We start from the raw sequence: 24,442 nt of genomic DNA, 5'->3' as shown, positions 1-24,442 counted from the left end.
TTTTACTTCTACCGTTAAGCCGCCTGCGGCGGGGCCTAAATAAAACCATTTTTGTGAGGTGCTTTCATCTTCTAGGCACACGAGTGAGCTTATAATCACTTTATTGTAAGTAGGCTCTTTAAAAATGGCTTCAAACTGTTTAATGCTTTTATAGCAATCGTTTACGCGCTCAGCTTGGCCTTGTGCTAAATAAGCGGCTTCGAGTCCTAGGGTGTCGTATTGCGTTTCTGCCACGCTTTCTTCGTGAGTTGCAGCGTCATGCGCGGTTTTGGCTGCTTGTTTAGCGCTGCTTAATTGTGCTTCTAGTGCAAATTTAAGGTGTTCAATTACGTGGGTTTTATTCATGAGGGAGCGCTAATAATCAATGCTGTAAACTATGCGGTTAATTTTAACGTTATAAGGCGCTTAAAACCATGATTTTAAGCGCCAATAAATTTACTCAGTTATGTAAGCCCAGATTTAAGGCATATCCATTAATGCTTGGGTTTTTACATCGAGTTTTTCTTCGTAGTTTTCAGCGCTTAATCCTAAAAGCTCAGGCAAGGTCGCGGCAATACAAATAGATGAGAACGTACCTACGACAATGCCTGTAAATAGCGCAATAGCAAAGCCTTGTAATGGCGCGCCCGCGAGGAGCCAAACACTTGCAACCGTAGCAAGTGTGGTGCCCGATGTAATAAGTGTGCGAGTTAAAGTACTTTTTATCGCGCTATTAATAATACTTGCAGGGCTAAGCGCATTATTAGAGTTAACCCTTAAAAGCTCGCGTACTCTATCACCGACTATTATAGAGTCGTTAAGTGAGTAGCCTATAATGGCCAGCAAACTGGCAAGTACGGTTAAATTAAACTCAATGTTTAATAGCGAAAATAGCCCCAGTACCAGTAATAAATCATGCACAAGCGCAACTACTGAGCCCACAGCTAAACGCCATTCAAAGCGCACCGCTAAATAAAGCATGACTGCAACCATAGCTGAAAAGAGTGCTAAACAGCCTTGCTCAAACAGTTCATTACCCACTTGTGAGCCTATATAGGCTGATGATAAAACCTCTGCGTTTATATCTGCGTTTTGAGTAATGGCACTTTGCCAATCATTACTATTTAGAGTTGAAGCGCTGGGCGCTTCGCGTAATTGATAATGGCTATTGCCTTGCGCGGTTAATTCAAACTCGCCATTGTGATTTTTAGCAATAAATGATTGAAGCTCTTTTAGCTCAACACCTTGGCTGGTGGTAAATTCTGTTAGGTAGCCACCGGTAAAGTCGAGGCCAAAATTAAGCCCTTTTTGACTAAGCGTAAAAACCGATAGCAGCATAAATATGGCGCTCAAAAGCATGCCAGAAAAACGCAGGCGTGACCCTGCCTCGCCTTTTAAAAAAGTGTTAAGCATGTGCGTTTACTCCTGCTTTTTTAGCCATTTTTAAATATAACGTTTGGCTGAGTACTTTTGATACGTACACGCCAGTAAATACAGAGGTTATTAAGCCAAGTGCCAATGTAATGGCAAAGCCTTTAACTGGGCCGTAACCTATTCCATATAAAATAAGCGCGGTGATCATAGTGGTTATATTGGCATCAAATATTGTATTGGCCGCCTGTTTATAGCCTTCTTGAATTGCTTGATAAGCAGAGCGACCTTTTCTGCGCTCTTCTTTAATTCGCTCAAATATAATAACGTTGGTATCTACCGCCATGCCAATAGTAAGCACAAGCCCAGCAATGCCCGGCAGGGTTAACACAACCCCTGGTAATAACGACATTAGCCCGACAAGCGACGTTAAATTTAATAACAGCGCTACGTTTGCAATAAGCCCTAAGCGGCGATACCACATTGCCATAAAGGCAAGTGTAATACCCATGCCCAGCATTAATGCAGCTAAACCATTACTAATATTTTCGCTGCCAAGGCTTGGCCCTATTGTTTGCTCATGCACAATAGTAACCGGCGCAGTAAGCGAACCTGCGCGTAATAACAGGGCTAGGTCGGCCGCGGCTTGCTGGCTTTTCATATTAGTAATGCTAAAGCGCGAACTTAAATGCTGGGCAATATTAGCCACATTTATAACTTCACTTTTTTTAACGGTTTCGCCGTTTGCATTTTGAGAATACTCAGAGTAAACCGTGGCCATAGGCTTACCAATATTGGCTTTTGAAAACGCCGACATAGCATCGCCACCCTGCCCATCTAGGCTAAGTTGTACCAGTGGTTTCCCCCAATCGTCGCGCCCTATGTTTGCATTATTGATGTGATCGCCGGTAAAAATAGGCACAGGATCAAGTTTAATAGTACCGCCCGACTGCATGTTAAATGTTTTACCACCCACTTCTTTTAATTGGTAAAACCCAAGTGATGCAGTTGCACCTATGATGCGCTTAGCCTCTGTTGGGTCTTGCACTCCAGGCAGTTCAATACGTATACGTTGTTTACCTTGGCGCTGAGTGACGGCTTCGGTAATGCCTAACTCTTCTATGCGTGAGCGAAGCGTGGTGAGTGTTTGGCTCATTACTTCTTTATCAAAGCTGCTGCGCCCTTGCTCTGAATAGCTAAATATTGCGTTTTTAACCTTGCCGTTATTAGCGGTTGTAACCGCTAAATTAGCAAAGCGACTTTGTAGTTCATCAATCACGGGGTTAAGTTTTTGCACCGCATTTGGCAGCGCGCTAATTTCAAAGCCATGAGCTGTTTGCTGCACTTTAAGGCCGTGCGCTTTTTGCTTTATGATGATTGATTTAGCTTGTTGATATGCACTCACTAATTGCTCATCAACGGCTTTGTCTAAATCTACGTCGAGTACAAATAGCACACCGCCGTTCAAATCAAGGCCGAGCTTTATTGGTGATAAACCAAATTCTTGCAGCCAAAGTGGACTTGTTGCATGTTCTACAATTTTAACTTGCGTATTTGGGAACTGCGCCTTTATGGCCGCTTGCGCTTGGGCGCTTTTAGTTGGCTCGTTTAATAAAATATTGATAGTTGATTGCTTATCAAGTCCTTGTTCAACGTTAAAGCCTTGGTTATTTAAAAAAGTAACTAACGCGTTAGTACTTGGCACAGCTTGAGTTTCGCTATGTAGTGTATTGCTTACATGCAACCACGATTTGTTAGGGTATAAGTTGGGTAAAGCGCTAATAGCTAATAAAATCAGCACAACAAGCATGGCTATATAGCTCAATTTAAATTTAGCCATAAATGGCTTTTGATCTTTTTTTACACTTAACATAATTTTCCTTATTGCCAGTAAATTACTGGCAATGTGCTTTTTAAAGCACAATTAATCTTAAGGCTTAAACGTAAAACGTTAAAACCTAATAAAAATTAAATAAGAAAAATTAAGCGTGGTAAGTAGTGACGGCTCTATAGAGTAAGTTGGCATCTTTCCAGCCACTTAACCGAGACTTTTTACTATGGTACACAAGCGTATACCAAGGCTGAATAGCATTTACAGCTTGAGGGCGTATGAATATTTGTCTAACAAGGCGCTGCGCAAAAAACTCAAAAACAACATCGTACTCTGGTTCACTTTGAGCGGCATGTAAAAATAGCGAAGAATTACTGGCCGTTAACCTTGGTTGATGCGCGTCAAACCCTGTTTGATGTGTTCTTTTGTGCTCATTTCCCTTTACCGATTTTGATATAGGCAGCGTTTTAGCTAAATCAACACTGTCAGCAAGCATACTCAATGAGCTGGTTGCCGTGTTTAATTTATGTGTGGCGCACTGCGCACTACTTTGCACACTAAAAAGCGCACAAAACAGCAAAAAAGCAGTTATAAACACACGAACGTTAAACATGGTTGCTTCAAACTAAAATAAGGGATGCGTAGTATATATGGGCAAGTATTTAAAATACAATGCTAATTAATTAAGTATTTGATATAACTGAGACCCTTAATGCGCTCCAAGCACAGTACAGAAAAACGCGCCGATGCCATGACCTTAAAGCAAAGCATTAAAACACTGTGGCCTTACATTACTAAATTTAAAGGGCGAGTATTTATTGCACTTTTAGCGCTTATAGGTGCTAAAGGCGCGACACTGTTAATGCCTTGGGCATTAAAAGAGATTATCGATTCGGTAGATAAATCAATTAATCCCGTTTTAGTTATCCCAGCGCTACTACTGCTAATGTATGGTGGGCTAAGATTCGCCAGTGTATTTTTAGGTGAAATTCGTGATGCGGTGTTTTCACGTGTAACAGAGCACGCTATGCGTGACATTGGCTTAAAGGTATTTAAACATTTACATTCGTTAGAGCTTGCCTTTCACCTAGACAGACAAACAGGCGGAATAAGCCGTGATATAGAGCGCGGTACTAGTGGGCTAAGCTTTTTAATGCGTTTTTTAATGTTTAATATTGTACCCACCCTTTTTGAAATACTCACCGTTGCTATTATTTTTGGGTCGCTATTTTCTGTGTGGTTTGCGTTAATTACTTTATTAGCGGTTGCTATTTATATAACTTTTACCGTAACAGTTACGCAGTGGCGAAACCGATTTATACGCGAGGCAAACACAGCCGATAATTTAAGTAATACCCGCGCCATAGACAGCCTGCTTAATTTTGAAACCGTAAAATATTTTAATAACGAAGAATTTGAGGCAAAAACATACGACTCCTTTTTAGCAAACTGGGAAACCGCTCGTTTAAAAAATAGAATGTCGTTACTGGCGCTTAATTCTGGCCAAGCATTCATTATTGCAAGCGCCATTACAGCGCTTATGTGGTTAGGCGCCAAAGAAGTAGTAACAGGCGCTTTAACAATTGGCGAACTTGTTATGATAAACGCCTACATGATCCAATTATTTTTACCGCTTAACTTTTTAGGGTTTGTGTATCGCGAAATAAGGCGCGCCCTAACCGATTTAGAAAACATGCTGGGCTTACTCAATAAAAAGCCACAAGTCATTGAGCGACCCCATGCCCAAAATCTCATAGTTACTCGCGGCGACATAGCGTTTAATAATGTAAGCTTTAGTTACAATGCCAATCGTCCAATTTTAAAAAACATTAGCTTTAAAATAAAAGCTGGCAGTAAAGTCGCCGTTGTAGGTGCAAGTGGTGCAGGTAAAAGCTCATTGGCACGATTACTTTATCGCTTTTACGATGTGAGCTTAGGCACTATTACTATAGATAACCAAGCAATAGACTCCGTTACACTTAATAGCCTGCGCAGTGCTATTGCTATAGTGCCACAAGACACTGTGCTATTTAATACCAGCATACGAGAAAACATCGCTTATGGCAGACCCACAGCAAGCGATGCTGAAATAGATAAAGCGATAGAAATGGCTCATTTAAAAGACTTTATATCAACATTAGAAAACGGCGATCAAACACGCGTTGGTGAACGCGGTTTAAAAGTATCTGGCGGAGAAAAACAACGTATTGCCATCGCACGGGCAATTTTAAAGCGCTCTCCTATTTTAATTTTTGATGAGGCAACCTCAGCGCTCGACTCGCATGCCGAGCAGGCTATATTGAACGCAATGCGTGCAGTTACTCAAAACCATACCAGTATTGTCATTGCACATCGGCTTTCTACCATTATAGACGCCGATAACATACTGGTATTTAATAAAGGTGAGCTGGTAGAGCAAGGTACGCACTCAGCGCTTTTATCAAAAAACGGGCAGTACGCTCAAATGTGGCATTTACAACAGCAGGAAGATTAATTAACTTGAACTTTGGTTAATTACAGCCATTTACTGGCGATACTGCCGCTTTACCTTTAGAATACGGCCTTGAAATTTTATTCAATAATTTACATATATTAAGGCGAAACGCAGATGGGAAGAGCTTACCAAAACAAAAAAGATTCAATGGCTAAAACTGCGGGTGCTAAAACTAAAGTTTATTCTAAGTACGGTAAAGAAATATACATTTGTGCTAAAAATGGCGGCGTAGATACAGACGGCAACCTTGCACTACGTCGTTTAATTGAACGCGCTAAAAAAGACCAAGTACCTGCACACGTTATTGAGCGCGCAATAGAAAAAGCCAAAGGTGGCGGTGGTGAAGATTATGCAGCCACACGTTACGAAGGCTATGGGCCGGGTAACTGTATGATTATTGTTGACTGTTTAACAGACAACAACAAACGTACGTTTGCTGATGTACGTATTTGTTTTACCAAAGCAAACGCTAAAATTGGCGCGCAAAATTCGGTATCACATTTATTTGATCACCTTGCAATTTTTGTGTTTGACGGTGATGACGACGAAGCTGTATTAGAAGCATTAATGATGGCCGATGTTGATGTAACTGATGTAGAAGTAGAAAACGGTAAAGTGACCGTATTTGCACCGCATACAGAATACAACAACACCCGTACAGCGCTTGAAGAAATGGGCATTAAAGACTTTGACGTGGACTTGATCTCGTTTGTACCACAAGTTGAAGCTCCAATCGAAGGCGAAGACGTAGAAGTAATGGAGCGCTTTTTAGCTATGCTTGAAGATTGTGACGACGTACAAAATGTATATCACAACGCGCAATTTTAAACTTTACTAAACGTATTTATTTTAAGCCAACAGCCATGTTGGCTTTTTTATTGTAAAAGGCATGTAAAAACCTATGAATACCCTTGCAGAGCTTAAAGCTGGCAAACTAAAAGGCGCTAAACGTTTACAACTCGTTGAAGAGTTAGTTGAATTTCCTGCTGAAATTTTTACCCTGGCAAATACTCTCGAAGTACTCGATTTATCAAATAATAAGTTATCGGATTTGCCTGCTGAGTTTGCGTGTTTACACCGTTTAAAGCGGGTATTTTTATCGTTCAATCAATTTAAGCATATCCCTGATGTACTCGCTAAGTGTCCTGAATTAATTATGGTTGCATTTAAAGGCAATAAAATTTCAGAGTTTGCATTAAACAGCCTACCTAAAAATATTGAGTGGTTAATATTGACCGATAACAGGTTAAGCGAATTACCAACGGATTTTGGTAATTATACCCAGCTTAAAAAGCTCGCGCTGGCTGGCAATGAGTTAACACATTTACCAACAAGTATGGCTAACTGTACTAATCTAGAGCTTGTGAGGCTCTCTGCGAATAATCTAACAAAACTTGATAATTGGCTATTAGCATTACCAAAACTTGCATGGCTTGCCTTTGCAGGTAACGAGTTTAATAAAGCGCAATGCTTAACAAAAAGCAGCTTACAAAACACGCCTCTTGAAAATTTTCAACTTGAAAAAGTTATAGGCACAGGCGCATCAGGCGTTATACACCTTGCAAAATCACAACATCAAAACGTAGCGGTAAAACTATTTAAAGGGGCTATAACAAGTGATGGCTACCCACTCGATGAAGTAAACTGCTGCTTACAAGCAGGCAATCATAATCATTTAATTAATGTATTAAGTTACATTGAGCAAGGTGCTGATCTTGGCTTAGTAATGGAATTGATAGGTACCAATTATGCTAATTTAGGTTTACCACCAAGTTTAGAAACGTGCACACGTGATACATTTAATGACGGTTGTAATTACCCTATTGAAGCTGTTTATAAAATAGCAAAACAGATGGCTAATACGCTTACTCACCTGCATGCTAATAACGTAAGCCATGGCGATATTTACGCCCATAACACCATGATAAATGAACAATACGATGTTTTATTTGGCGATTTTGGTGCTGCTACTAATTTATCCATGCTTAGCGAACATCAGCAACAAAAAATACAGTTAATAGAAGTACGCGCTTTTGGATGTTTAATTGAGGATTTACTCAGTACTGTAAGCTTTAGCAATAAGCAAACCGAACTGTTTGATAAAATGTCCGATATAGCAGCGCGTGCTCTAAATAGCACTATTGTATCTCGCCCTAGTTTTAAAGCGCTAAGCGCTGTATTAAACAACTTGGTATAAAGTAATTAAAACAAAAAAAGCCTGCATAACGCAGGCTTGGTTGGATAAAGCTAAACTTTTACAGGGTCAATTATAAGTACTGACCTAATGCTTTAACTTGGTCTAACATGCGGTTTGAGAAACCCCACTCGTTGTCGTACCAGGCCATTACTTTAACTAGTTTGCCTTCAGCTTTGGTTTGCGTTGCATCAAAAATAGATGACGCTGGGTTATGATTAAAATCAATAGATACAAGCGGAAGCTCGTTGTATTCTAAAATTTCTTTCATTGAACCTGTTGCTGCGGCTTTCATTACGTCGTTGATTTCTTCAGCAGTTGTTTCGCGCTTAGCGATAAACGTAAAGTCTACTAAAGAAACATTAATAGTTGGTACACGTACCGACATACCGTCTAATTTACCCGAAAGCTCAGGAAGTACTAAGCCAACAGCTGCTGCAGCACCTGTTTTAGTTGGGATCATAGATTGTGTTGCACTACGCGCACGGTATAGGTCTGGGTGATAAACGTCAGATAAGTTTTGATCGTTTGTGTAAGCATGAATGGTAGTCATGCTACCTTGCTCAATACCTACTGTATCGTTAATTGCTTTAGCAATTGGCGCTAAACAGTTAGTAGTACAAGAAGCGTTAGAAATAATATTGCTATCAGCGTTAATAACATCGCTGTTAACACCGTGTACTACCGTTGCGTCTAAATCTTTACCCGGAGCAGATACGATTACTTTTTTAGCACCTGCTGCAATGTGCTTAGCGGCGTCTTCACGCTTAGTGAAAAAACCAGTACATTCTAAAACGATATCTACGTTTAGCTCTTTCCACGGTAAGTTTGCAGGGTCACGCTCTTGCGTCAAAGTAATTACGTCGTCACCAATCAGCATCGTGTTATCTGATAACGTTACTTTTTGAGAAAATTGACCGTGAACCGAGTCAAATTGTGTTAAATGCGCATTTACGTTAGCCGGTGCTAAATCGTTAATTGCTACAATTTTGATTTCACTGTTTTGTGCTGACTCGTAAAGTGCACGTAATACGTTGCGACCGATACGGCCATAGCCATTAATTGCTACATTAATCATTTATTAGACTCCTATTTAACTTCACTTGCTTGTCGAGCAAGCGCTTCAATGGCTTGCCAGTCTTTGTTTTCAATTAGTTGTTTATCTAGCATCCAAGTACCACCAACACAAATAACATTGTTAAGCGCTAAATAGTTAGGCGCCGTTGCTAGACTAATGCCACCTGTTGGGCAAAAAGTAATGTGTGGTAATGGGCCACCAATCGACTTAAGCATTGCCGTACCGCCTGCAGCCTCTGCAGGAAAAAACTTTAAGTACTTAAAGCCGTGGCTTGCAAGCTGCATAACTTCGCTTGCAGTTGCCGCCCCAGGTAAAAAAGGAATGTCTGAATCTTTAGCTAACGCTAATAATTCATCACTCACACCTGGGCTCACCATAAAATCTGCACCCGCTTCTACTGAAGCATCAAAGCTTTTTTTATCAACCACGGTACCTGTACCAACATAAGCCTCTGGTACTTCTGCTTTCATTAATTTTACAGCTTCAACTGCAACGGGTGTGCGTAGCGTAATTTCGAGGGCTTTTAAACCACCGTTGTATAACGCTCTAGCGAGTGGTGCTGCATCTTCTAGTTTTTCGATTACAACCACTGGCACCACAGGTGCCGACGCTAAGATTTTTTCAATACTCATTACTTGTTCCTCATTACCCAGTGTGTGGCAATTATTATTCAAGTCCAAAAGCACTCGCACCTAAATCGGCGCTGCTTACAATATTTCTAAATCCAGTAAATAGTTCTCGGCCAGTACCAAAGGTTAAGCTTGGTTGGCTAAGTTGTACGTCACGCTTAGCAAGGTCTTCGTCACTAACGTGTAGTTTTAATATTCCCTCAGGTGCATTGAGAGTTACTAAGTCACCTTCATGAATTTTTGCAATAATGCCGCCTTCTACCGCTTCTGGCGCTAAGTGAATAGCAGCAGGCACTTTACCTGAAGCACCCGACATGCGGCCATCTGTTACAATAGCGACTTTAAAGCCTTGATCTTGTAGGGTGGCCATTACAGGCGTTAACTTATGAAGCTCTGGCATGCCTTTCGCTTTAGGGCCTTGCTCTTTAATGACGGCAATAAAGTCTTGGTTTAACTCACCACGACTGTACGCGTCTTGCAGCTCGCCTTGTGAGCTAAATACCTTAGCTGGTGCAGTCACCACTTGGTGCTCTGTGGCTACCGCAGAGACTTTGATTACGGCTTTACCTAAGTTACCAGTTAAAAGCTGCAGACCGCCTTGCTTACTAAATGGGTTATTAATAGGACGCAGTACTTCTTCATCGAGTGAGTTTTCTGGGCAGTCTACCCATTTAACTTTTGAAGGACCTGTTGAGTCGCTCATAATTAAGTTGACGTCTTTATCTAAACGCGGCTCCATCATGTAAGGCGCTAAGCCTTCGCCAAGCATCGTTTTAACATCGGTATGCAAGTAACCTGCGCCGGCTAGTTCACGGATTAAGAAACCCATACCACCTGCAGCTTGAAAATGGTTAACATCGGCTGAGCCATTAGGGTAAATACGCGTAAGTAGTGGAACGACTTCTGATAAATCAGACATGTCTTTCCAGGTCACTTGTATGCCTGCCGCTTTTGCAATGGCAACAATATGAATAGCGTGGTTAGTAGAGCCACCTGTTGAAAGCAGGCCAACTAGGCCGTTAATAATGGTTTTTTCGCTAATAACATCTGCTAAACACGGGCTTTCTTTATCGTCTGTAAGCTGCTTAAGCATGGTTTCTACAGCATTACCTGTAAGTCCATCACGAAGCTCTGTGTATGGGTTTATAAAAGAGCTACCAGGAAGGTGTAAGCCCATTATTTCCATAAGCATTTGGTTTGAGTTAGCAGTACCGTAAAACGTACACGTTCCTGCGCTGTGATACGAGGCGCTTTCAGCTTCTAGTAAGTCTTCGCGGCTTACTAGGCCTTGTGCAAACTTTTGACGAATACGTGCTTTTTCTTTATTAGGGATACCCGATTGCATTGGGCCAGCAGGCAAAAAGAACACAGGTAAGTGACCAAATGATAAAGCACCAATTAATAAACCAGGGACAATTTTGTCACACACACCTAAACAAAAAACGCCGTCGAATACATCATGTGATAGTGATACCGCAGTAGACATTGCAATAACGTCACGAGAAAAAAGCGATAATTCCATGCCATCACGCCCCTGCGTAACGCCATCACACATTGCTGGTACGCCGCCTGCAACTTGTGCTGTTGCGTCGTACTTAGTTGCAAGGTCTTTAATTAAATCTGGGTAGTCTTTGTATGGCACATGGGCCGAAAGCATATCGTTATATGAGTTGATAATAGCAAGATTAGGCTGCTCATCAGCCTTTAAGCGTGCTTTGTCATCGCTGCTACATGCAGCCATAACGTGAGCGATGTTTCCGCAACCTAGTCCAGCACGGACTCTTGTTTGTTTTTTTGCGTGCGAAATACGATCTAAATAATCTTGACGGGTTTGTTTACTGCGTTCAATAACGCGCTGGGTGACTTCTTCAATGCGAGGGTGCAACATAATTTAGCTCATCTCTATTAGTTAGAGGAAAAAGGCTCAGTAGCAATTACAGACTCCACGTAAATAACTGCACTGAGCATCTTTGATTTACCCGTTCAAAGGTACGCTATCAGGGAGCCTCTCACAACAACCCTGACACCGGTGTCACTGTATTAACTCATAGCATTGACACCGGTGTCAACCCTGAGTAACAAAATTAGTGTAAAATTTTAACGTGACTAATTAATGACCATGCTAATTTTAGTGTATTTGTTAAATTACGCATAAAAAAACCCGAATAAGCGTCACTCATATTCGGGTTTACTGTGAAAAACAAAAATTATTTTAAAGTGGCTGTCGACTCGCGAGTGATTAGTCGCGATTCAAGTGTAACTTGAAACGGCTGCTCTTGAGGTTGCGAGATATGCGATATAAGTTGGGTTACCGCTTGCTTGGTCATTTCTTCTACAGGTTGTGCAATCGTCGTTAAGCCTGGCCATATATGGCGCGCAATAGGTGCATTATCAAACCCGGCAATAGATATATCATCCGGTACCCGCAATTGGCGCTGTGTGGCAAGCTTTAGTACCGCCGCGGCCATGTAATCATTTGAAGCAAACACTGCAGTGGGGCGTGGCGATAAGTCTAAAATACTCCGTGCGCTGTCAACACCTGAGTGATAACTAAAATTACCCTCTTCGACTAAACGCTCGTCAAATTCTATTCCATGGCTTGCCAGTGCACGTCTGTATCCTTTAAAACGTTGCTGAGTTGCACTGTGATCAGGGTGACCTTTAATAAACGCAATTGATTTATGGCCAAGCGAAATTAAATGTTCTGTGATCTCAAAGGCGCCCTGCTCGTCATTACTACGTACAGAAATTGAATCATCTTCTAATAGTGCAGATGCAACACGGGCATAAGGAATTTTTTTAGTTTTTAAAAAGTTAACCAGTGTTTCAAAATCCCCAAACGGTGGCGTAAGCACAACGCCATCTAGGCGCGAGGTTTGGAGTAACTGGTCTATATCGTTAATTAAATCTTCACCCCGTAATTCACATGGGTGAATCAATAAGTTGTAATTATTTTCTTTACAGGCAGCAAGCGCACCAGTTTGTACGCGTGTGATATAGCTTTTACTGGGGTTGTCGTATAAACAGCCAATAATAAAGCTACGATTTTGAGCCAAGCCGCGCGCAATGGGATTAGGTGTGTAATCAAGCTCTTTAAATACTTTGAGTACTTTTTCTCGCGTCGCAGCACTCACATTAGGCTCATTATTTAACACTCGAGATACGGTTTTTTTAGAAACCCCCGCATGGGTGGCGACACTATTTATGGTTACTTTTTTCATTTGTCCGTTATCCAAATACAACCATTAAGTAAGTTTATTTGCTGTTATATAAACACGCACCCGCCCCAATTAGCGGTATGTTATCTTGCGTTACTAGCGTAACAGGTATTTGCCCTGCATATTGCGACATAACCCCTTTTTGCGAAAATCGTTCTACAAAACGACTTTCAAGTAAGCGAGATTGCATGCGCGGTAAAATACCACCGCCTATAAACAAACCACCTAATGCGCCATATACAACGGCTAAATCACCGGCAACACTGCCAATCCAATCACAAAACTGATTAAGCGTTGCATCACATACCTCGCACTCACCACTGTTGGCAAGGCTACTAATTTGCGCTGCATCTAAGTTTTTAGCTGGAACCCCTTTCACTGCTGCCATTGCTTTGTATAAATGAGCAATACCAGGGCCTGAAAATACAGTTTCGATTGACACGTGTGGGTGTTCTTTACGTAGCTCATTTATTAATAAAGAGTCAAGCTCGTTTACTGGTGCAAGCGTCATATGGCCGCCTTCAGAGCTCAGTACGGCCGTAGATTGCGCTGTACGCACCAAGCACGCAGCACCAAAACCAGTGCCTGGGCCCATTACACCAATATTGGCATTCGCGTCAGCTTGGCCAGGCTTGATTGTAATATTTTGAGTAGCATCTAAATAAGGCGCTGCGTAGGCAAATGCTGCAAAATCATTAATGACTTCTAATTGTGTTAAATTAAAGTGGGCTTTAAACTCATTTACACTAAAATGCCAGCCAAGATTAGTTAGGTGAACCTGCCCTGCTTTTATTGGCCCCGCAACGGCTAAACAAGCACGAGTTGGCGTAACATGAGGAATTGTTGCTAAATATTGTTCAAGTGCGCTTTCTAAAGAGCCAAAATTAGCACTGGGAAATATGTTAATATGCTCAATAACAAATTGGTTTGATTGCTCGTTAAAATCGGTGATTAATGCAAAGCGAGCGTTAGTACCGCCTATATCGGCGACTAAAATGGGAGTAAACTGGGCAGACGAATTTTGGCTCATGGTATTATCTCTTTTGTGTAAGCGGCTTATGCTTATTATTCTACAACGACAATACGTTGTTATTTATACACTTTGAGCTATCACCTCAAAGTAGCTATCACAGTAAAAAAGGCTGCTATATAAATAGCAGCTAATACGTTTTGACAACAAAATGATAAAACGTGGGCATTATGACACCGGTGTCAGGATTAGATCAATAATAAATCGTAAAAAGCTTGAAATAATTCATTAATAGTCGAAAATGACACAATTATTTAGCACTTAATTAAGTTGTAACAATGAAAGGTAAAGCCACCTCTTTTGACATTGCCCATTATGCAGGGGTTTCACAATCAACGGTATCTCGCGCTTTACGTAACAGCCCGCTTGTTAACGAAGAAACGCGAAAGCGCGTTCACGATATAGCAAAGCAACTTAATTACAAAGTTGATAAAAATGCCAGTAATCTTCGCACTCAGCAAAGTAGTACACTCGCGCTTTTATTATTTGAAGACCCAACATCAGACGAATCACAAATAAACCCTTTCTTTTTGTCTATGTTGGGCAGTATTACCCGTGCCTGTGCAAAAGAAGGTTACGATTTATTAGTGTCGTTTCAATCAGCCAGCGCTGATTGGCAAGCTGATTACGAAGATAGCCACAGAGCCGATGGCATAATTTTACTCGGCTATGGTGATTACATAGACTTTCAACCCAAATTTAAAACCTTACTAGAGCAAAACACCAAATTTGTATGCTGGGGCGCCACCGTCGATAACCGCCCTGATCTGACTGTATGCTGCGATAATTACGGCGGAGGTAAACTAGCCGCCGGTCATTTGATAGCTAATAACCGTACCGATTGTGCATTTATTGGTGATGCGTCTGATCATAGCCCAGAGTTTTTTGCTCGCTTTCAAGGGTTTAAAGACGAGTTACTGACACATGGTATAGCTGTAAATGAGCGAAAAATGGCCAATGCTATTTCCACTGAAGAATCTGGTTACCATGCCACACGCTCACTTATTGCTAATAACATTAAATTTAACGCTTTATTTGCAGCCAGTGATCTGATCGCTATTGGCGCAATTCGCGCTTTAAAAGAAGCAAATATTAATGTTCCAAACGATGTAGCCGTTGTCGGTTTTGATAATATAGCCATTGCTAGCTACATAAATCCACCCCTTACTACCATAGCGCAAGACACCACCGTTGCAGGGCAAATGCTGGTAGAAAACCTTCTTAAATTGATTCGTGAAGAAGACGTACAAAGCACCCTTTTACCACCCGTATTAATTGCTAGGGGGTCTAGTTAATAACTTTTAACTCAACTTCTTCATGCTTTTTAAGCATTAAACCTCTATTTAAGTACAAAAAAGCCACGGCTATTAACCGTGGCTTTAAGTTTAGATTTTGAACTAGCCTTATTTCAAAGCTTTCTCAACAACAGGGTAATGATCCCATACTTGTTTATCACTGAGTGAACGGACTAATTTAATATACTCAGCGTGAGTCCATGCCAATGGGGTTGCTGAATTAGTCCCCTCGCCTAGCTTGTAACCTGCTTTATTTACGCCTACGCCATCCCATACTTGCTCGGGTAACATAAGGCCGTTATTAGCAAATTGCTCTAAGCCTTTTACATAGCTGTTTTTAATTTGTGCTTGTTTAGCATCATCCAGTGCATTGTTTGCATTGGCAGCAGCTATTTCGTAATGCCCGCGCTCACCGGTGAAAAATGGCCAAACACGTCCACGTTGTCCAGGGGTATTGCTGCCGCCCTCTGCGTAATTTGTGCCGGTTACTTCATCTTCACCGTAACCATCATTACCGTAGCGGCGGTAGCCTGCAAATGTGCCGCTGCCATCGTCAAAGCTAAAGCTATATTTAACTTGTAGGTTATCTTCAAGCGTTTCGTCATCATACTCAGGCAATGTTTTAACAATGCTTTCATCATTTGCACCGCGTACGCCATAGCGTACTAGTTCTAAAAAACCGCCATCTAAAATTTGCTTTTTATTAAATCCTTCACGGCCATTATTCGCATTAATTTTAGTGTCTGAGTTTGCATCAGTGTCTTGGCCTATACGAATAAAGTATTCACCATCGCTATTTTCGCCCTTTAAGTTGCCTTTCGTGGTAAACATTTGCGATTCTATGTTATTGCTGTATTTTTTAGCCGTAGCCAGGTAGCGTTTTGCGTTTTTATCATCGCCACTGAGTGTTGCAATATCACTGGCTGTAATTAGGCCTGCCACTACAGCCGCCGTTGTTGATGGTGAATAACCCTCTTGCTCCTCCCAACGCTCTTGCTGTGTTGCAGGTGGTGTAATTTGCGTGTCGTTCCACAAAATCTTAGCAAGGCCACCCTCAACTAAAAAATCTGCCGCTGGTTTTAACATTTTGCCATACCAACTTTTTAGCTCTTCATCGCTAAGTACATTGGCTTTGTGTAACTTCCAGGCAAGCATAATAGGCATAGCGGTTTGATCAAGCTGAACACCTACCCACTCAAGCTCACCATCTACGTGTGTTTTTTGTAAAAACCAGCCTGTATCGCCTTTGTTGCCCGGAGTTTTACTATTTACTTGTACTTTTTCAAGGTATTCGAATGCTGTTTTTGCGGTGGCAGTATCGCCAAGCGCCATAAACGCCATAGCGACTTGATAAAAGTCACGCACCCATACCGCTTTATAACCGGTTGAGCCTTCTTTTGCCGAAACGGTTTCGCCCCACGGGTTAGATAAAGAGGCTATTAATGCCCCTGCATGTGTTTTATCTTCTTGCGCCTTTAATACCATGGCGCTGGTGTATAAAAGCTTGCCGTTATCGGCAGTTTGCTCAACCATGTTATTTAGCGGCTTAAGGCTTTGTAAGTAATCTTGCCAGCCCAGCGCTTCACCTTTGCCGTTATAATGATCAAGTACGGCTTGATAGCCTTTTGCTAAGCTTTTTTTACCTTCATTGAAACTTTGCTGCTGCGTTTTACCAAAACTCAATGCTAAATCAAAGGTGGTGTTAGCGCTTATTTCGCCAAGCTCTGCCAGCATGCTTACGTTACCTGCAGTTTCGCCAGTGTTAGAGTACTGAGAATTTAACGCTTGAGTTGTTTTAAGTGCGTTAATGCCGTCACTTTTGCCTGTAAATCCAACTGTTTTAGCCGTAAAAGGAGTTGCTGATTGAAGTGTTAAATAATTATCACCTTCCCATGCAACTAGACCTTGCTCTGTTGTTTTAGCAAAGTCACCAAGTCCGTTGTTGTTAATGTACGGATTAACTGACACATACGCTTTTAACCCTTCAAGTTCAGTGTTAAAAACACTGCGAACAAATAAAGTTTGCCCGTCAGGATCAGTAAAAATGTGTTTTTCTAGGCTAAAACGCCCTTGTTTATCAGTGCTCGTTACTTTGTAGGCAAGCGAAAGTGGGCGGCCTTGCGCATCTTTGTATAAATAATCAATGGTGACATCTAAATCATCGGCTTCACTAACGGTAAAATCTTTACCCGTTACAACAAACTGCATGTCTTTTATTTGCGCTTGGTGAATAAGCCCAAACATGGTTTCGGTGATCATGCCTTTAGCAATTGAAAACCATACTTTAGACACATCGCCCGTGGCAGCTAAATCGCTATATTGGCCGTTTTGGTATTGCTCGTATGATGTACCAATACCGGTTTTACCCGCATAAGCCCAAAATGGCTCTACACCTGGTGCGCCAGGTGCCGATTTAACTTGTGCTGTGGTACTTTCATTCGTTGTACTTGTGTTTTGAGCGCCACAAGCTGTTAAGCCTAATGTTAAAAGTGAGGCGGTTATAAGGTTATATTTTTTCATTGTGTGTCCTTAATGTGAATTTTTAACGCGCATTACAGTAATAGCAGCAACAACAAACGAGGCTGCACCAATTAATAATGCGTAAATAGGCTGATTTGAAAATGCGTGACGTAAAATAAGCCCTAAAATACTGGCGGCAAGTAACTGAGGTATAACTATAAAAAAGTTAAAAATACCCATGTAAACGCCCATTTTGTTACTCGGTAGAGCATTACTTAACATGGCGTAAGGCAGCGATAAAATAGACGCCCACGCAAAGCCCACACCAATCATAGGAATAAGTAACATTTTAGGGTCTTGAATAAACATAAAGCTTGCAAGCCCTAATGCGCCCAGTAATAAATTAAAACAATGCGCGCCTTTTAATCCCATTTTTTTAACTAGAAACGGAATACACATCGCCGCAATAGCGGCAAAACCATTGTACGCGGCAAATAGAATGCCTACCCAGTCTGCACCATCGTTAAATGCTTTAGAGGTGGCATCGCTACTACCATAATGAAAGCTTGTTACTGCGGCTGTGGTATAAATCCACATAGCAAATAACGTAAACCAGCTAAAAAACTGCACCCAGGCAAGCTGCTTCATGGCCTCTGGCATAGTAAATACATCTTGTATTACTTGGTAAAAACCACCTTGTGTTTTATTGGCACGTTTAAGCGCTGCTGCAATCCACTGCACAATACCAAACGCAAGTAAGCCACCAGCAAGTAGGTAAAGCTCTTTTTCAAGGGATAGCCCCATTACTAATGCAAGGGTTGTTAAACCCAGCACCACAAAAATAATGGCCCCCTTATTAAAGTTAATATTAACCACGTTACTAGTTGTAGCTTGAGCGCTTTGTTTTTCAAAAGCCGCTAGTTGCTCTGGGCTGTATTCTTTAGTTCGCGCCACGGTCCAAAGCACCGCAACAAGTAATACCACCCCACCCCAATAAAATGAGTATTTAACAGACTCAGGAATTTGCCCTGGCGCTGCGGTATTGCTTACATCAAACCAGTTAGTCATCATCCATGGTAATGCCGAAGCTAACACCGCACCAATACCAATAAAAAAGCTTTGTAAACCGTAACCTGTCGCACGTTGTTTTTCAGGCAAGTTATCGCCTACAAGTGCTCTAAACGGTTCCATGGTTACGTTGATTGACGCATCCATAATCCATAACATACCCGCGGCAATCCAAAGCGTTGGTGAATGCGGCATAATAAATAGCGAAAGCGTTGTGAGCACAGCCCCAACAAAAAAGAACGGACGACGACGGCCAAAGCGCCCCCACGTTTTATCGCTCCAATAGCCTATAATAGGCTGTACAATTAAGCCTGTAAGTGGGGCTGCAACCCATAAAATAGGAATATCATCAACTTGTGCGCCTAATGTTTGAAATATTCGGCTCACATTGCCGTTTTGCAGGGCAAAACCAAACTGTATGCCTAAAAAGCCAAAGCACATGTTCCATATTTGCCAAAAACTTAAATTTGGCTTATCGGTATTATTATTCTGATTATTCATTATTAGCCTTATTTGTTAATACTGCGCTGCTAAATGCATCAAGTGTGAGGTTAAATGTAGCGCCTTGCGCATGAGCTTTAAGCTCGGTGGTGTGATTCTCAAGTAAATCATTTAATAGCGTATTTTCACTCATTATACCTAGTTGTGCCTTTGATAAATTAACCGTAACTGTTTGTGGCTGCGCGCTAAAGTTACTTAACACATACACACTTTGCTGCCCTAAAGAGCGAGTAAAACCAACTACACGTTCACTGCCTTCAGTCTTAAGAGGTGACATTTCCCCCCCTACGACAGCAGGTAAATTGTTAAGAGACATAACGGCTTTGTAGTAGTCGCGAAGTGCTGCTTGTTCTGCAGTTAAATTAGCGCCATCAAATTTTCCGTTATTCATCCATGCTTGGTGTGCTGGTACGCCAATGTAGTCAAAAATACTCGTGCGTGTAGGCGCGCCAAATCCTGCGTTTTCAGAGCCGTCTTCTCCCACATCTTGTGCAAAATATAAAAGTGTTGGCGCGCGGCTAATAAGGTTAGAAACAACTAAAGCAGGTTTGCCCCACTGTGCATTACCGGCAAAGTCTGGGCTTGCAATACGTTGTTCGTCGTGATTTTCTAAAAAGTGCAGCATATGTTGCTCTATATCGAGCACACTTTCATGCGCATCAAAAATACTATTGGCAGGTTGTTTACCTTGCATTATCGCTTTTAAGGTATCGTAGAAGCCGACTTTATCGTAAAGATAATCCATTTTACCTTGCTGAATATAAGCGCGATACATTAGCGGGTTATACACTTCGGCTAATAAAAAGGCGTCACTTTTTTGCATTTTTATTGACGAGTTTAAAAAGCTCCAAAATTCAACGGGGACCATTTCGGCCATGTCATATCTAAAGCCATCAACGCCTTTATCTAGCCAAAAAAGCGCAATATCTCTAAACTTGTACCAGCTATCGGGTAGTTCTTTATCTTGCCAAAACGCGTAATGAGCACGGTAGTCTTTATCTTTAAAATCGTCTGGCAACTGAGCAAAATCATAACTACCATCTGGCTTTACACCATAATTTACTTTTACAGTTTCATACCAATCGTTGATATCGGGTTTTGGTGCACGGGCTCCGTTACCAGTCCATTTAGCAGGTGTTTCGTCAAAAAAACCATCCGCAAGGGGGTGAGTATCTCCACCTAGCACTGTGTATGTGGTAGAGGTAGGCACTTGAAAGGATTGGCCTGGAACATAATAAAAGTTATTGTTTTTAGTGTACACTTTAGTCGTGTCGTCTTGCTCGCCAAAGTCTTTTACCCCTTTAGGTTTACCAAGCGATTGATAGTTGCGAGCAACGTGGTTAGGCACTATATCAATAATGACTTTCATACCGTGGCTATGTGTACGCTCTATAAGTGCAGTAAATTCATCCATGCGGTTTGATACGTTAACGGCTAAATCGGGGTTAACGTCGTAGTAATCTTTAATCGCATACGGTGAACCCGCGCGTCCTTTTACTACATCGGGGTCATCTTGTGAAATACCGTAGTCGGTATAATCGCCAACTAGGGCGTGGTGTAACACACCAGTATACCAAACATGCGTGGTACCTAGCTCTTTAATACCTTCAAGAGCTGCATTGTTAAAGTCGGCAAATTTACCTACGCCGTTTTGCTCTTTAGTGCCCCAAGGCACATTGGCTGTTTCGGTATTGCCAAACAAACGAGTAAACACTTGATAAACAACAGGTTTTGTAAGCTCATTTTGAGCCTGTGCTGGCGCTTCGCTCTGTTCTGATTTGTTACTCTCTGAACACCCAGCACCAACAAGTGCACTGCACAGTACTGCGGATATGTAAACTGAATTTTTCATTGTGTGTCTTATTGTCGGTATTGTTATTAACTTTATATTAAAGATTACTGCAGCAACCATACAGTTGCTGCATACGTATTCACGCCATTATTGTGATGCATTTATAACAAGTACCGTTGCGCTCATAGCGGGTAATTCAATGGTTTTACCAAGCTTCTGTGTTTTTTGAGTAAATAGGTTAAATGCTGTTGTGTTGTGAGGCATCACCTCTTGCATATACTCAATGTTTTTTTGTAGCGCTTGTGTATTTTTATTCATAAATACCAACACAGTTTGCTCGTCGCTAATACGGGCATAACTATACACACCTTGTTGAGGTGTAAAATGTACAAGCTTTCCTTTATCTAGTGCTGAGCTGCTTTTTCTAAAGTTAAGCAAGGTGCTAATTGTTTTGTGCATGTCTTTTTGCTGCGCCGTGAGCCCTTTACCTGTAAATGCATTACTCGTTTGGCCTTTAAAGCCACCCGGGAAGTCGATTCTAATATCACCATGATCTTTACTTGGGGTGTTATCTAATAGTACTTCGGTACCGTAATACATTTGCGCTATGCCACGGGTTGTTAAAAACAAGGTCATCGCCATTTTTGTTTTAGCAAGGTCTTGGCCAAGTTCAGTATATACGCGGCTCATATCGTGGTTATCGGCAAATACCATAATATTATTGGTATCTGGGTATAAAAAATCATTTGCTAACGATTCATACACTTTAACCCAACCGGTATTCCAACTTTCATCTTCATTTAGTGCTTGAATTACTGACTCCTGTAAAGAAAAGTCCATCACGCTTGGTAAGCTTGATGTATAGCCATCTTGGTTATGCTTGCCACGTTGCCAGTAAGAGGCAATAGCTGGGTTAGATGTCCACTCTTCGCCAACAATATTAAAGTCTGGGTACTCTTGCATTATGGCTTTTGTCCAATCACTCAAAAATGCTTTATCTGAATATGAGTAGGTATCAACACGTATGCCGCTTAAATCGGCGTATTCAATCCACCAAATCGCATTTTGAATTAAGTATTCACTTACCAGTGGTTGGCGCTGATTTAAATCAGGCATGGTTTCTACAAACCAGCCATCGTTAAACTGGCGCTTATCGTATTCACTGGCGTGTGGGTCTTGTATGGTTTGGCGAGCATGGCTGGTGGCATTTTTGCCTTTATTAAACTCACCATTAAAGTTAATCCAATCTTTAGTGGGTTTATCTTTAACCCATGTATGCTCAGAGCCAAAATGGTTAAGTACCATGTCCATTACCAGCCCTATACCTTGCTCTTTTGCTTTTACTGATAACGTTTTGTATAACTGGTTTGAGCCCATACGAGGGTCAACATTATAAAAGTCAGTAATTGCATAACCATGATAAGAGTAATCTGGCATGTTGTTTTCAAGCACTGGGGTAAGCCAAAGCTGTGTAACACCTAAATCGTTTAAATACGGTAATGCGTTTATCACACCTTGAATGTCACCACCGTGGCGCCCGCCTTTTATACTTGGGTTTGCCGCCTCCAACATGCTTGGCACCGTATCGTTTTGCTCATCACCATTAACAAAGCGATCCGGATTAATTAAATAAAGCGTATCGGCCGATGTAAAACCTTGGCGTTTTGCGCTGTTTTTATCGCGTTCAAGCAGTGGAAACTCAAAGTTATTGCTTGTTTTGCTGCTATTAAATTTAAGCGTTCCTGCTTTAGCGGCATCGGTAATGGTAATATTTAAAAATACATAATTTGGGTTATCGGTACGGGTTACCTTATTTAACTTAACGCCGTTATATTTAGCTAATTTAATTTGCTCGTTTGCAATATTTTGCTCATGCACCATGATGGTTATAGTGTTTTTGTTCATACCAACCCACCAATTGGCAGGTTCAACGTCAAGTGCATAGCTAATGGTTGGTAAGGTGCACGCACTTACAAGTAAAAGTTTATTTAAAAATTTCATCATTAGGCCTTTTTAATTTTTGCTAAAAATTCTTTATGAGTGGGTAACTGCTCTACCGTTGAGGAAATAAGCGTTTTTAATGTGGAAAATAAATCGTTAAGTTGTTCACTACTGAGTGAGTCAACAATACTATTGTAATCATCGGGAGTAAGGCCTTGGCCTATAAACACTTGCTGCCAAGCAACTTCGGCAAATAGTTCATCGTTTTCTCGTACTACTTGGCCCGTGTGTTTAAATAGATTAAGTTTATGTGCTAATGAGTCGGGAACATCCATTTGCTTGCATTGACGCCAAAACGCCGAGTCTTCTCGCTCTGTTAACTTATAATGCAAAATTATAAAATCACGAATGTGTTCTATTTCGTTTACACTTTGCTTATTAAATTCACTAACTAACACATCGCTAATCCCATTATGTGGGAACAACTTTATTAATCGGGTCACGGCGCTTTGTATTAAATGAATACTGGTTGACTCTAACGGCTCTAAAAAGCCACTGGCAAGGCCAACCGACACCACATTTTTATGCCATTGTTTTAACCGCCGCCCTGTTTTAAATTTAATCACGCGTGGCTCAGTAATCGGCTCGGCGGGTAAATTATTTAATAATAACTGCGTTGCCGCATCGTCAGATAAATAACGACTACAGTACACCAAGCCGTTACCGATTCTGCTTTGCAGAGGTATTTGCCACTGCCAGCCCGCGCTGTGTGCAATTGAACGCGTGTAAGGTTTTAGCTCGTCTATACCTTTTGACTGCACCGCCACCGCGCTATCACATGGTAAATAATGAGACCAATCTACATAGCCTGTGTTTAATGTTTGCTCTATTAACAAAGCACGCTGACCGGTACAGTCTATAAACAGATCGCCGTTGATTTCGGTGTCATCATCAAGTATGAGGCTTGTAATATTGCCTGAGTGCGTACATTGGTTAACCTGCTCAATTTTAGCGTCTACGAGTTTAACGCCACGCGAAGTAGCAAGCTTTTTTATGTACTCGGCATAGCGTGTTGCATCAAAGTGATACGCATAACTTAAACCTGGTAATTGCGTGTTAGGTATAGTATTTAAAGGTGCAAATTTATGCTGTTTGGCTGCCTGGTAATTTAACGAAAAATTCCATAGGCTATCTTCTGAACCACTAATATGCCCTTTTACCCAAAAATTGTAAAAATCGCAAAAGGGGAAATCTTTTCCAAATGAGCCAAAAGCATGCATGTAGCTATGAGAGGTGTTTTTCCAATTTTCGAACTCAATTCCTAATTTTATAGATGCATGTGTAGCGTTTATAAAATCTTGCTCGTTTATACCCAGTGCGTTGTTAAGTTGAATAATAGGGGGGATAGTTGCTTCACCTACGCCTATCGTGCCAATAGTGCTTGATTCTATAAGCGTTATGTTAATCACTTTACCTAACACTTTATTAAGTAGTGCTGCGGCTATCCAACCGGCTGTTCCACCGCCTGCAATGACGACGTGTTGTATTGGCTTCATATTGT

18 protein-coding genes are annotated in these 24,442 nt (G+C 41.3%); 4 read left to right on the top strand and 14 right to left on the bottom strand.

Going from position 1 to position 24,442, the window contains the following annotated elements; all coding sequences use genetic code 11:
• The 4 genes from AABI99_RS02270 to AABI99_RS02255 all read right to left on the bottom strand — a co-directional run.
• The coding region (locus tag AABI99_RS02270) for a transcription elongation factor GreAB (protein WP_338363055.1) at positions 1-345 on the bottom strand (345 nt) is incomplete at its 3' end.
• A gap of 114 nt (positions 346-459) precedes the next feature.
• Entirely contained in the window at positions 460-1,392 is a 933-nt protein-coding gene (gene secF / locus AABI99_RS02265; protein WP_338363054.1) for a protein translocase subunit SecF, read from the bottom strand.
• A complete protein-coding gene (secD, locus tag AABI99_RS02260; RefSeq protein ID WP_338363053.1) occupies positions 1,385-3,223 on the bottom strand; it encodes a protein translocase subunit SecD in 1,839 nt (612 codons plus the stop codon). The genes secF and secD overlap by 8 nt, the downstream gene beginning before the upstream one ends.
• Before the next feature lie 109 nt (positions 3,224-3,332).
• Complete coding sequence (locus AABI99_RS02255; protein WP_138540708.1) at positions 3,333-3,794, bottom strand: hypothetical protein; 462 nt, start codon at positions 3,792-3,794, stop codon at positions 3,333-3,335.
• A gap of 99 nt (positions 3,795-3,893) precedes the next feature.
• Here AABI99_RS02255 and AABI99_RS02250 point away from each other — a divergent pair, with 99 nt between their 5' ends.
• The 3 genes from AABI99_RS02250 to AABI99_RS02240 all read left to right on the top strand — a co-directional run bounded on the left by AABI99_RS02250 (position 3,894) and on the right by AABI99_RS02240 (position 7,872).
• Positions 3,894-5,675, top strand: coding sequence for an ABC transporter ATP-binding protein/permease (locus AABI99_RS02250; protein ID WP_338363052.1), 1,782 nt, complete (start codon positions 3,894-3,896; stop codon positions 5,673-5,675).
• Between the two features lie 114 nt (positions 5,676-5,789).
• Positions 5,790-6,503, top strand: coding sequence for a YebC/PmpR family DNA-binding transcriptional regulator (locus AABI99_RS02245; RefSeq protein WP_338363051.1), 714 nt, complete (start codon positions 5,790-5,792; stop codon positions 6,501-6,503).
• A 73-nt stretch (positions 6,504-6,576) separates the two neighbouring features.
• Positions 6,577-7,872, top strand: a complete 1,296-nt coding sequence (locus tag AABI99_RS02240; protein ID WP_338363050.1) for a leucine-rich repeat-containing protein kinase family protein — start codon at positions 6,577-6,579, stop codon at positions 7,870-7,872.
• A gap of 70 nt (positions 7,873-7,942) precedes the next feature.
• On the opposite strand, the gene gap is transcribed toward AABI99_RS02240, so the two are convergent.
• The 5 genes from gap to glk all read right to left on the bottom strand — a co-directional run bounded on the left by gap (position 7,943) and on the right by glk (position 13,824).
• A complete protein-coding gene (gene gap / locus AABI99_RS02235) occupies positions 7,943-8,947 on the bottom strand; it encodes a type I glyceraldehyde-3-phosphate dehydrogenase (protein WP_338363049.1) in 1,005 nt (334 codons plus the stop codon).
• Positions 8,948-8,958: 11 nt separating this feature from the next.
• Complete coding sequence (gene eda, locus AABI99_RS02230) at positions 8,959-9,579, bottom strand: bifunctional 4-hydroxy-2-oxoglutarate aldolase/2-dehydro-3-deoxy-phosphogluconate aldolase (RefSeq protein ID WP_338363048.1); 621 nt, start codon at positions 9,577-9,579, stop codon at positions 8,959-8,961.
• 34 nt (positions 9,580-9,613) lie between these two features.
• Positions 9,614-11,464 carry a phosphogluconate dehydratase gene (gene edd, locus AABI99_RS02225; RefSeq protein WP_338363047.1) on the bottom strand — a complete coding sequence of 617 codons (1,851 nt, stop codon included), beginning with the start codon at positions 11,462-11,464 and terminating at the stop codon, positions 9,614-9,616.
• Between the two features lie 319 nt (positions 11,465-11,783).
• A complete protein-coding gene (locus AABI99_RS02220) occupies positions 11,784-12,797 on the bottom strand; it encodes a LacI family DNA-binding transcriptional regulator (protein WP_338363046.1) in 1,014 nt (337 codons plus the stop codon).
• Between the two features lie 34 nt (positions 12,798-12,831).
• Positions 12,832-13,824, bottom strand: a complete 993-nt coding sequence (gene glk / locus AABI99_RS02215; RefSeq protein ID WP_338363045.1) for a glucokinase — start codon at positions 13,822-13,824, stop codon at positions 12,832-12,834.
• Positions 13,825-14,102: 278 nt separating this feature from the next.
• On the opposite strand from glk, the gene AABI99_RS02210 reads away from it, so the two are divergent.
• Positions 14,103-15,119, top strand: coding sequence for a LacI family DNA-binding transcriptional regulator (locus AABI99_RS02210; protein ID WP_338363044.1), 1,017 nt, complete (start codon positions 14,103-14,105; stop codon positions 15,117-15,119).
• Between the two features lie 108 nt (positions 15,120-15,227).
• Here the strand turns inward: AABI99_RS02210 and AABI99_RS02205 are convergent, their stop codons facing one another.
• From AABI99_RS02205 to AABI99_RS02185, 5 genes are all read right to left on the bottom strand, one after another.
• Entirely contained in the window at positions 15,228-17,639 is a 2,412-nt protein-coding gene (locus tag AABI99_RS02205; RefSeq protein WP_338363043.1) for a glycoside hydrolase family 15 protein, read from the bottom strand.
• A 9-nt stretch (positions 17,640-17,648) separates the two neighbouring features.
• On the bottom strand, positions 17,649-19,148 hold the full coding sequence (locus AABI99_RS02200; RefSeq protein ID WP_338363042.1) for an MFS transporter: 1,500 nt from the start codon (positions 19,146-19,148) through the stop codon (positions 17,649-17,651).
• On the bottom strand, positions 19,141-21,000 hold the full coding sequence (locus AABI99_RS02195; RefSeq protein WP_338363041.1) for an alpha-amylase family glycosyl hydrolase: 1,860 nt from the start codon (positions 20,998-21,000) through the stop codon (positions 19,141-19,143). The genes AABI99_RS02200 and AABI99_RS02195 overlap by 8 nt, the downstream gene beginning before the upstream one ends.
• A gap of 87 nt (positions 21,001-21,087) precedes the next feature.
• A complete protein-coding gene (locus tag AABI99_RS02190) occupies positions 21,088-22,944 on the bottom strand; it encodes a glycoside hydrolase family 13 protein (protein ID WP_338363040.1) in 1,857 nt (618 codons plus the stop codon).
• Positions 22,944-24,437: a tryptophan halogenase family protein gene (locus AABI99_RS02185; RefSeq protein WP_338363039.1), complete on the bottom strand. Its 1,494-nt coding sequence runs from the start codon at positions 24,435-24,437 to the stop codon at positions 22,944-22,946. The genes AABI99_RS02190 and AABI99_RS02185 overlap by 1 nt, the downstream gene beginning before the upstream one ends.
• Positions 24,438-24,442 lie beyond the last annotated feature (5 nt).

It is taken from the genome of uncultured Pseudoalteromonas sp., from assembly GCF_963922945.1.
Lineage (GTDB): Bacteria > Pseudomonadota > Gammaproteobacteria > Enterobacterales > Alteromonadaceae > Pseudoalteromonas.
The sequence above is the reverse complement of the archived record's forward strand: the minus strand, read 5'-3'. Positions and strand labels throughout refer to the sequence as shown.

What these genes read in the sequence shown, in the direction of transcription:
- AABI99_RS02195 (WP_338363041.1), bottom strand. Translation starts at nt 21,000, where the DNA reads ATGAAAAATTCAGTTTACATATCCGCAGTACTGTGCAGTGCACTTGTT.
- AABI99_RS02245 (WP_338363051.1), top strand. Translation starts at nt 5,790, where the DNA reads ATGGGAAGAGCTTACCAAAACAAAAAAGATTCAATGGCTAAAACTGCG.
- AABI99_RS02255 (WP_138540708.1), bottom strand. Translation starts at nt 3,794, where the DNA reads ATGTTTAACGTTCGTGTGTTTATAACTGCTTTTTTGCTGTTTTGTGCG.
- AABI99_RS02205 (WP_338363043.1), bottom strand. Translation starts at nt 17,639, where the DNA reads ATGAAAAAATATAACCTTATAACCGCCTCACTTTTAACATTAGGCTTA.
- AABI99_RS02250 (WP_338363052.1), top strand. Translation starts at nt 3,894, where the DNA reads ATGCGCTCCAAGCACAGTACAGAAAAACGCGCCGATGCCATGACCTTA.
- glk (WP_338363045.1), bottom strand. Translation starts at nt 13,824, where the DNA reads ATGAGCCAAAATTCGTCTGCCCAGTTTACTCCCATTTTAGTCGCCGAT.
- AABI99_RS02210 (WP_338363044.1), top strand. Translation starts at nt 14,103, where the DNA reads ATGAAAGGTAAAGCCACCTCTTTTGACATTGCCCATTATGCAGGGGTT.
- AABI99_RS02240 (WP_338363050.1), top strand. Translation starts at nt 6,577, where the DNA reads ATGAATACCCTTGCAGAGCTTAAAGCTGGCAAACTAAAAGGCGCTAAA.
- AABI99_RS02200 (WP_338363042.1), bottom strand. Translation starts at nt 19,148, where the DNA reads ATGAATAATCAGAATAATAATACCGATAAGCCAAATTTAAGTTTTTGG.
- secD (WP_338363053.1), bottom strand. Translation starts at nt 3,223, where the DNA reads ATGTTAAGTGTAAAAAAAGATCAAAAGCCATTTATGGCTAAATTTAAA.
- AABI99_RS02185 (WP_338363039.1), bottom strand. Translation starts at nt 24,437, where the DNA reads ATGAAGCCAATACAACACGTCGTCATTGCAGGCGGTGGAACAGCCGGT.
- gap (WP_338363049.1), bottom strand. Translation starts at nt 8,947, where the DNA reads ATGATTAATGTAGCAATTAATGGCTATGGCCGTATCGGTCGCAACGTA.
- eda (WP_338363048.1), bottom strand. Translation starts at nt 9,579, where the DNA reads ATGAGTATTGAAAAAATCTTAGCGTCGGCACCTGTGGTGCCAGTGGTT.
- AABI99_RS02220 (WP_338363046.1), bottom strand. Translation starts at nt 12,797, where the DNA reads ATGAAAAAAGTAACCATAAATAGTGTCGCCACCCATGCGGGGGTTTCT.
- AABI99_RS02190 (WP_338363040.1), bottom strand. Translation starts at nt 22,944, where the DNA reads ATGATGAAATTTTTAAATAAACTTTTACTTGTAAGTGCGTGCACCTTA.
- edd (WP_338363047.1), bottom strand. Translation starts at nt 11,464, where the DNA reads ATGTTGCACCCTCGCATTGAAGAAGTCACCCAGCGCGTTATTGAACGC.
- secF (WP_338363054.1), bottom strand. Translation starts at nt 1,392, where the DNA reads ATGCTTAACACTTTTTTAAAAGGCGAGGCAGGGTCACGCCTGCGTTTT.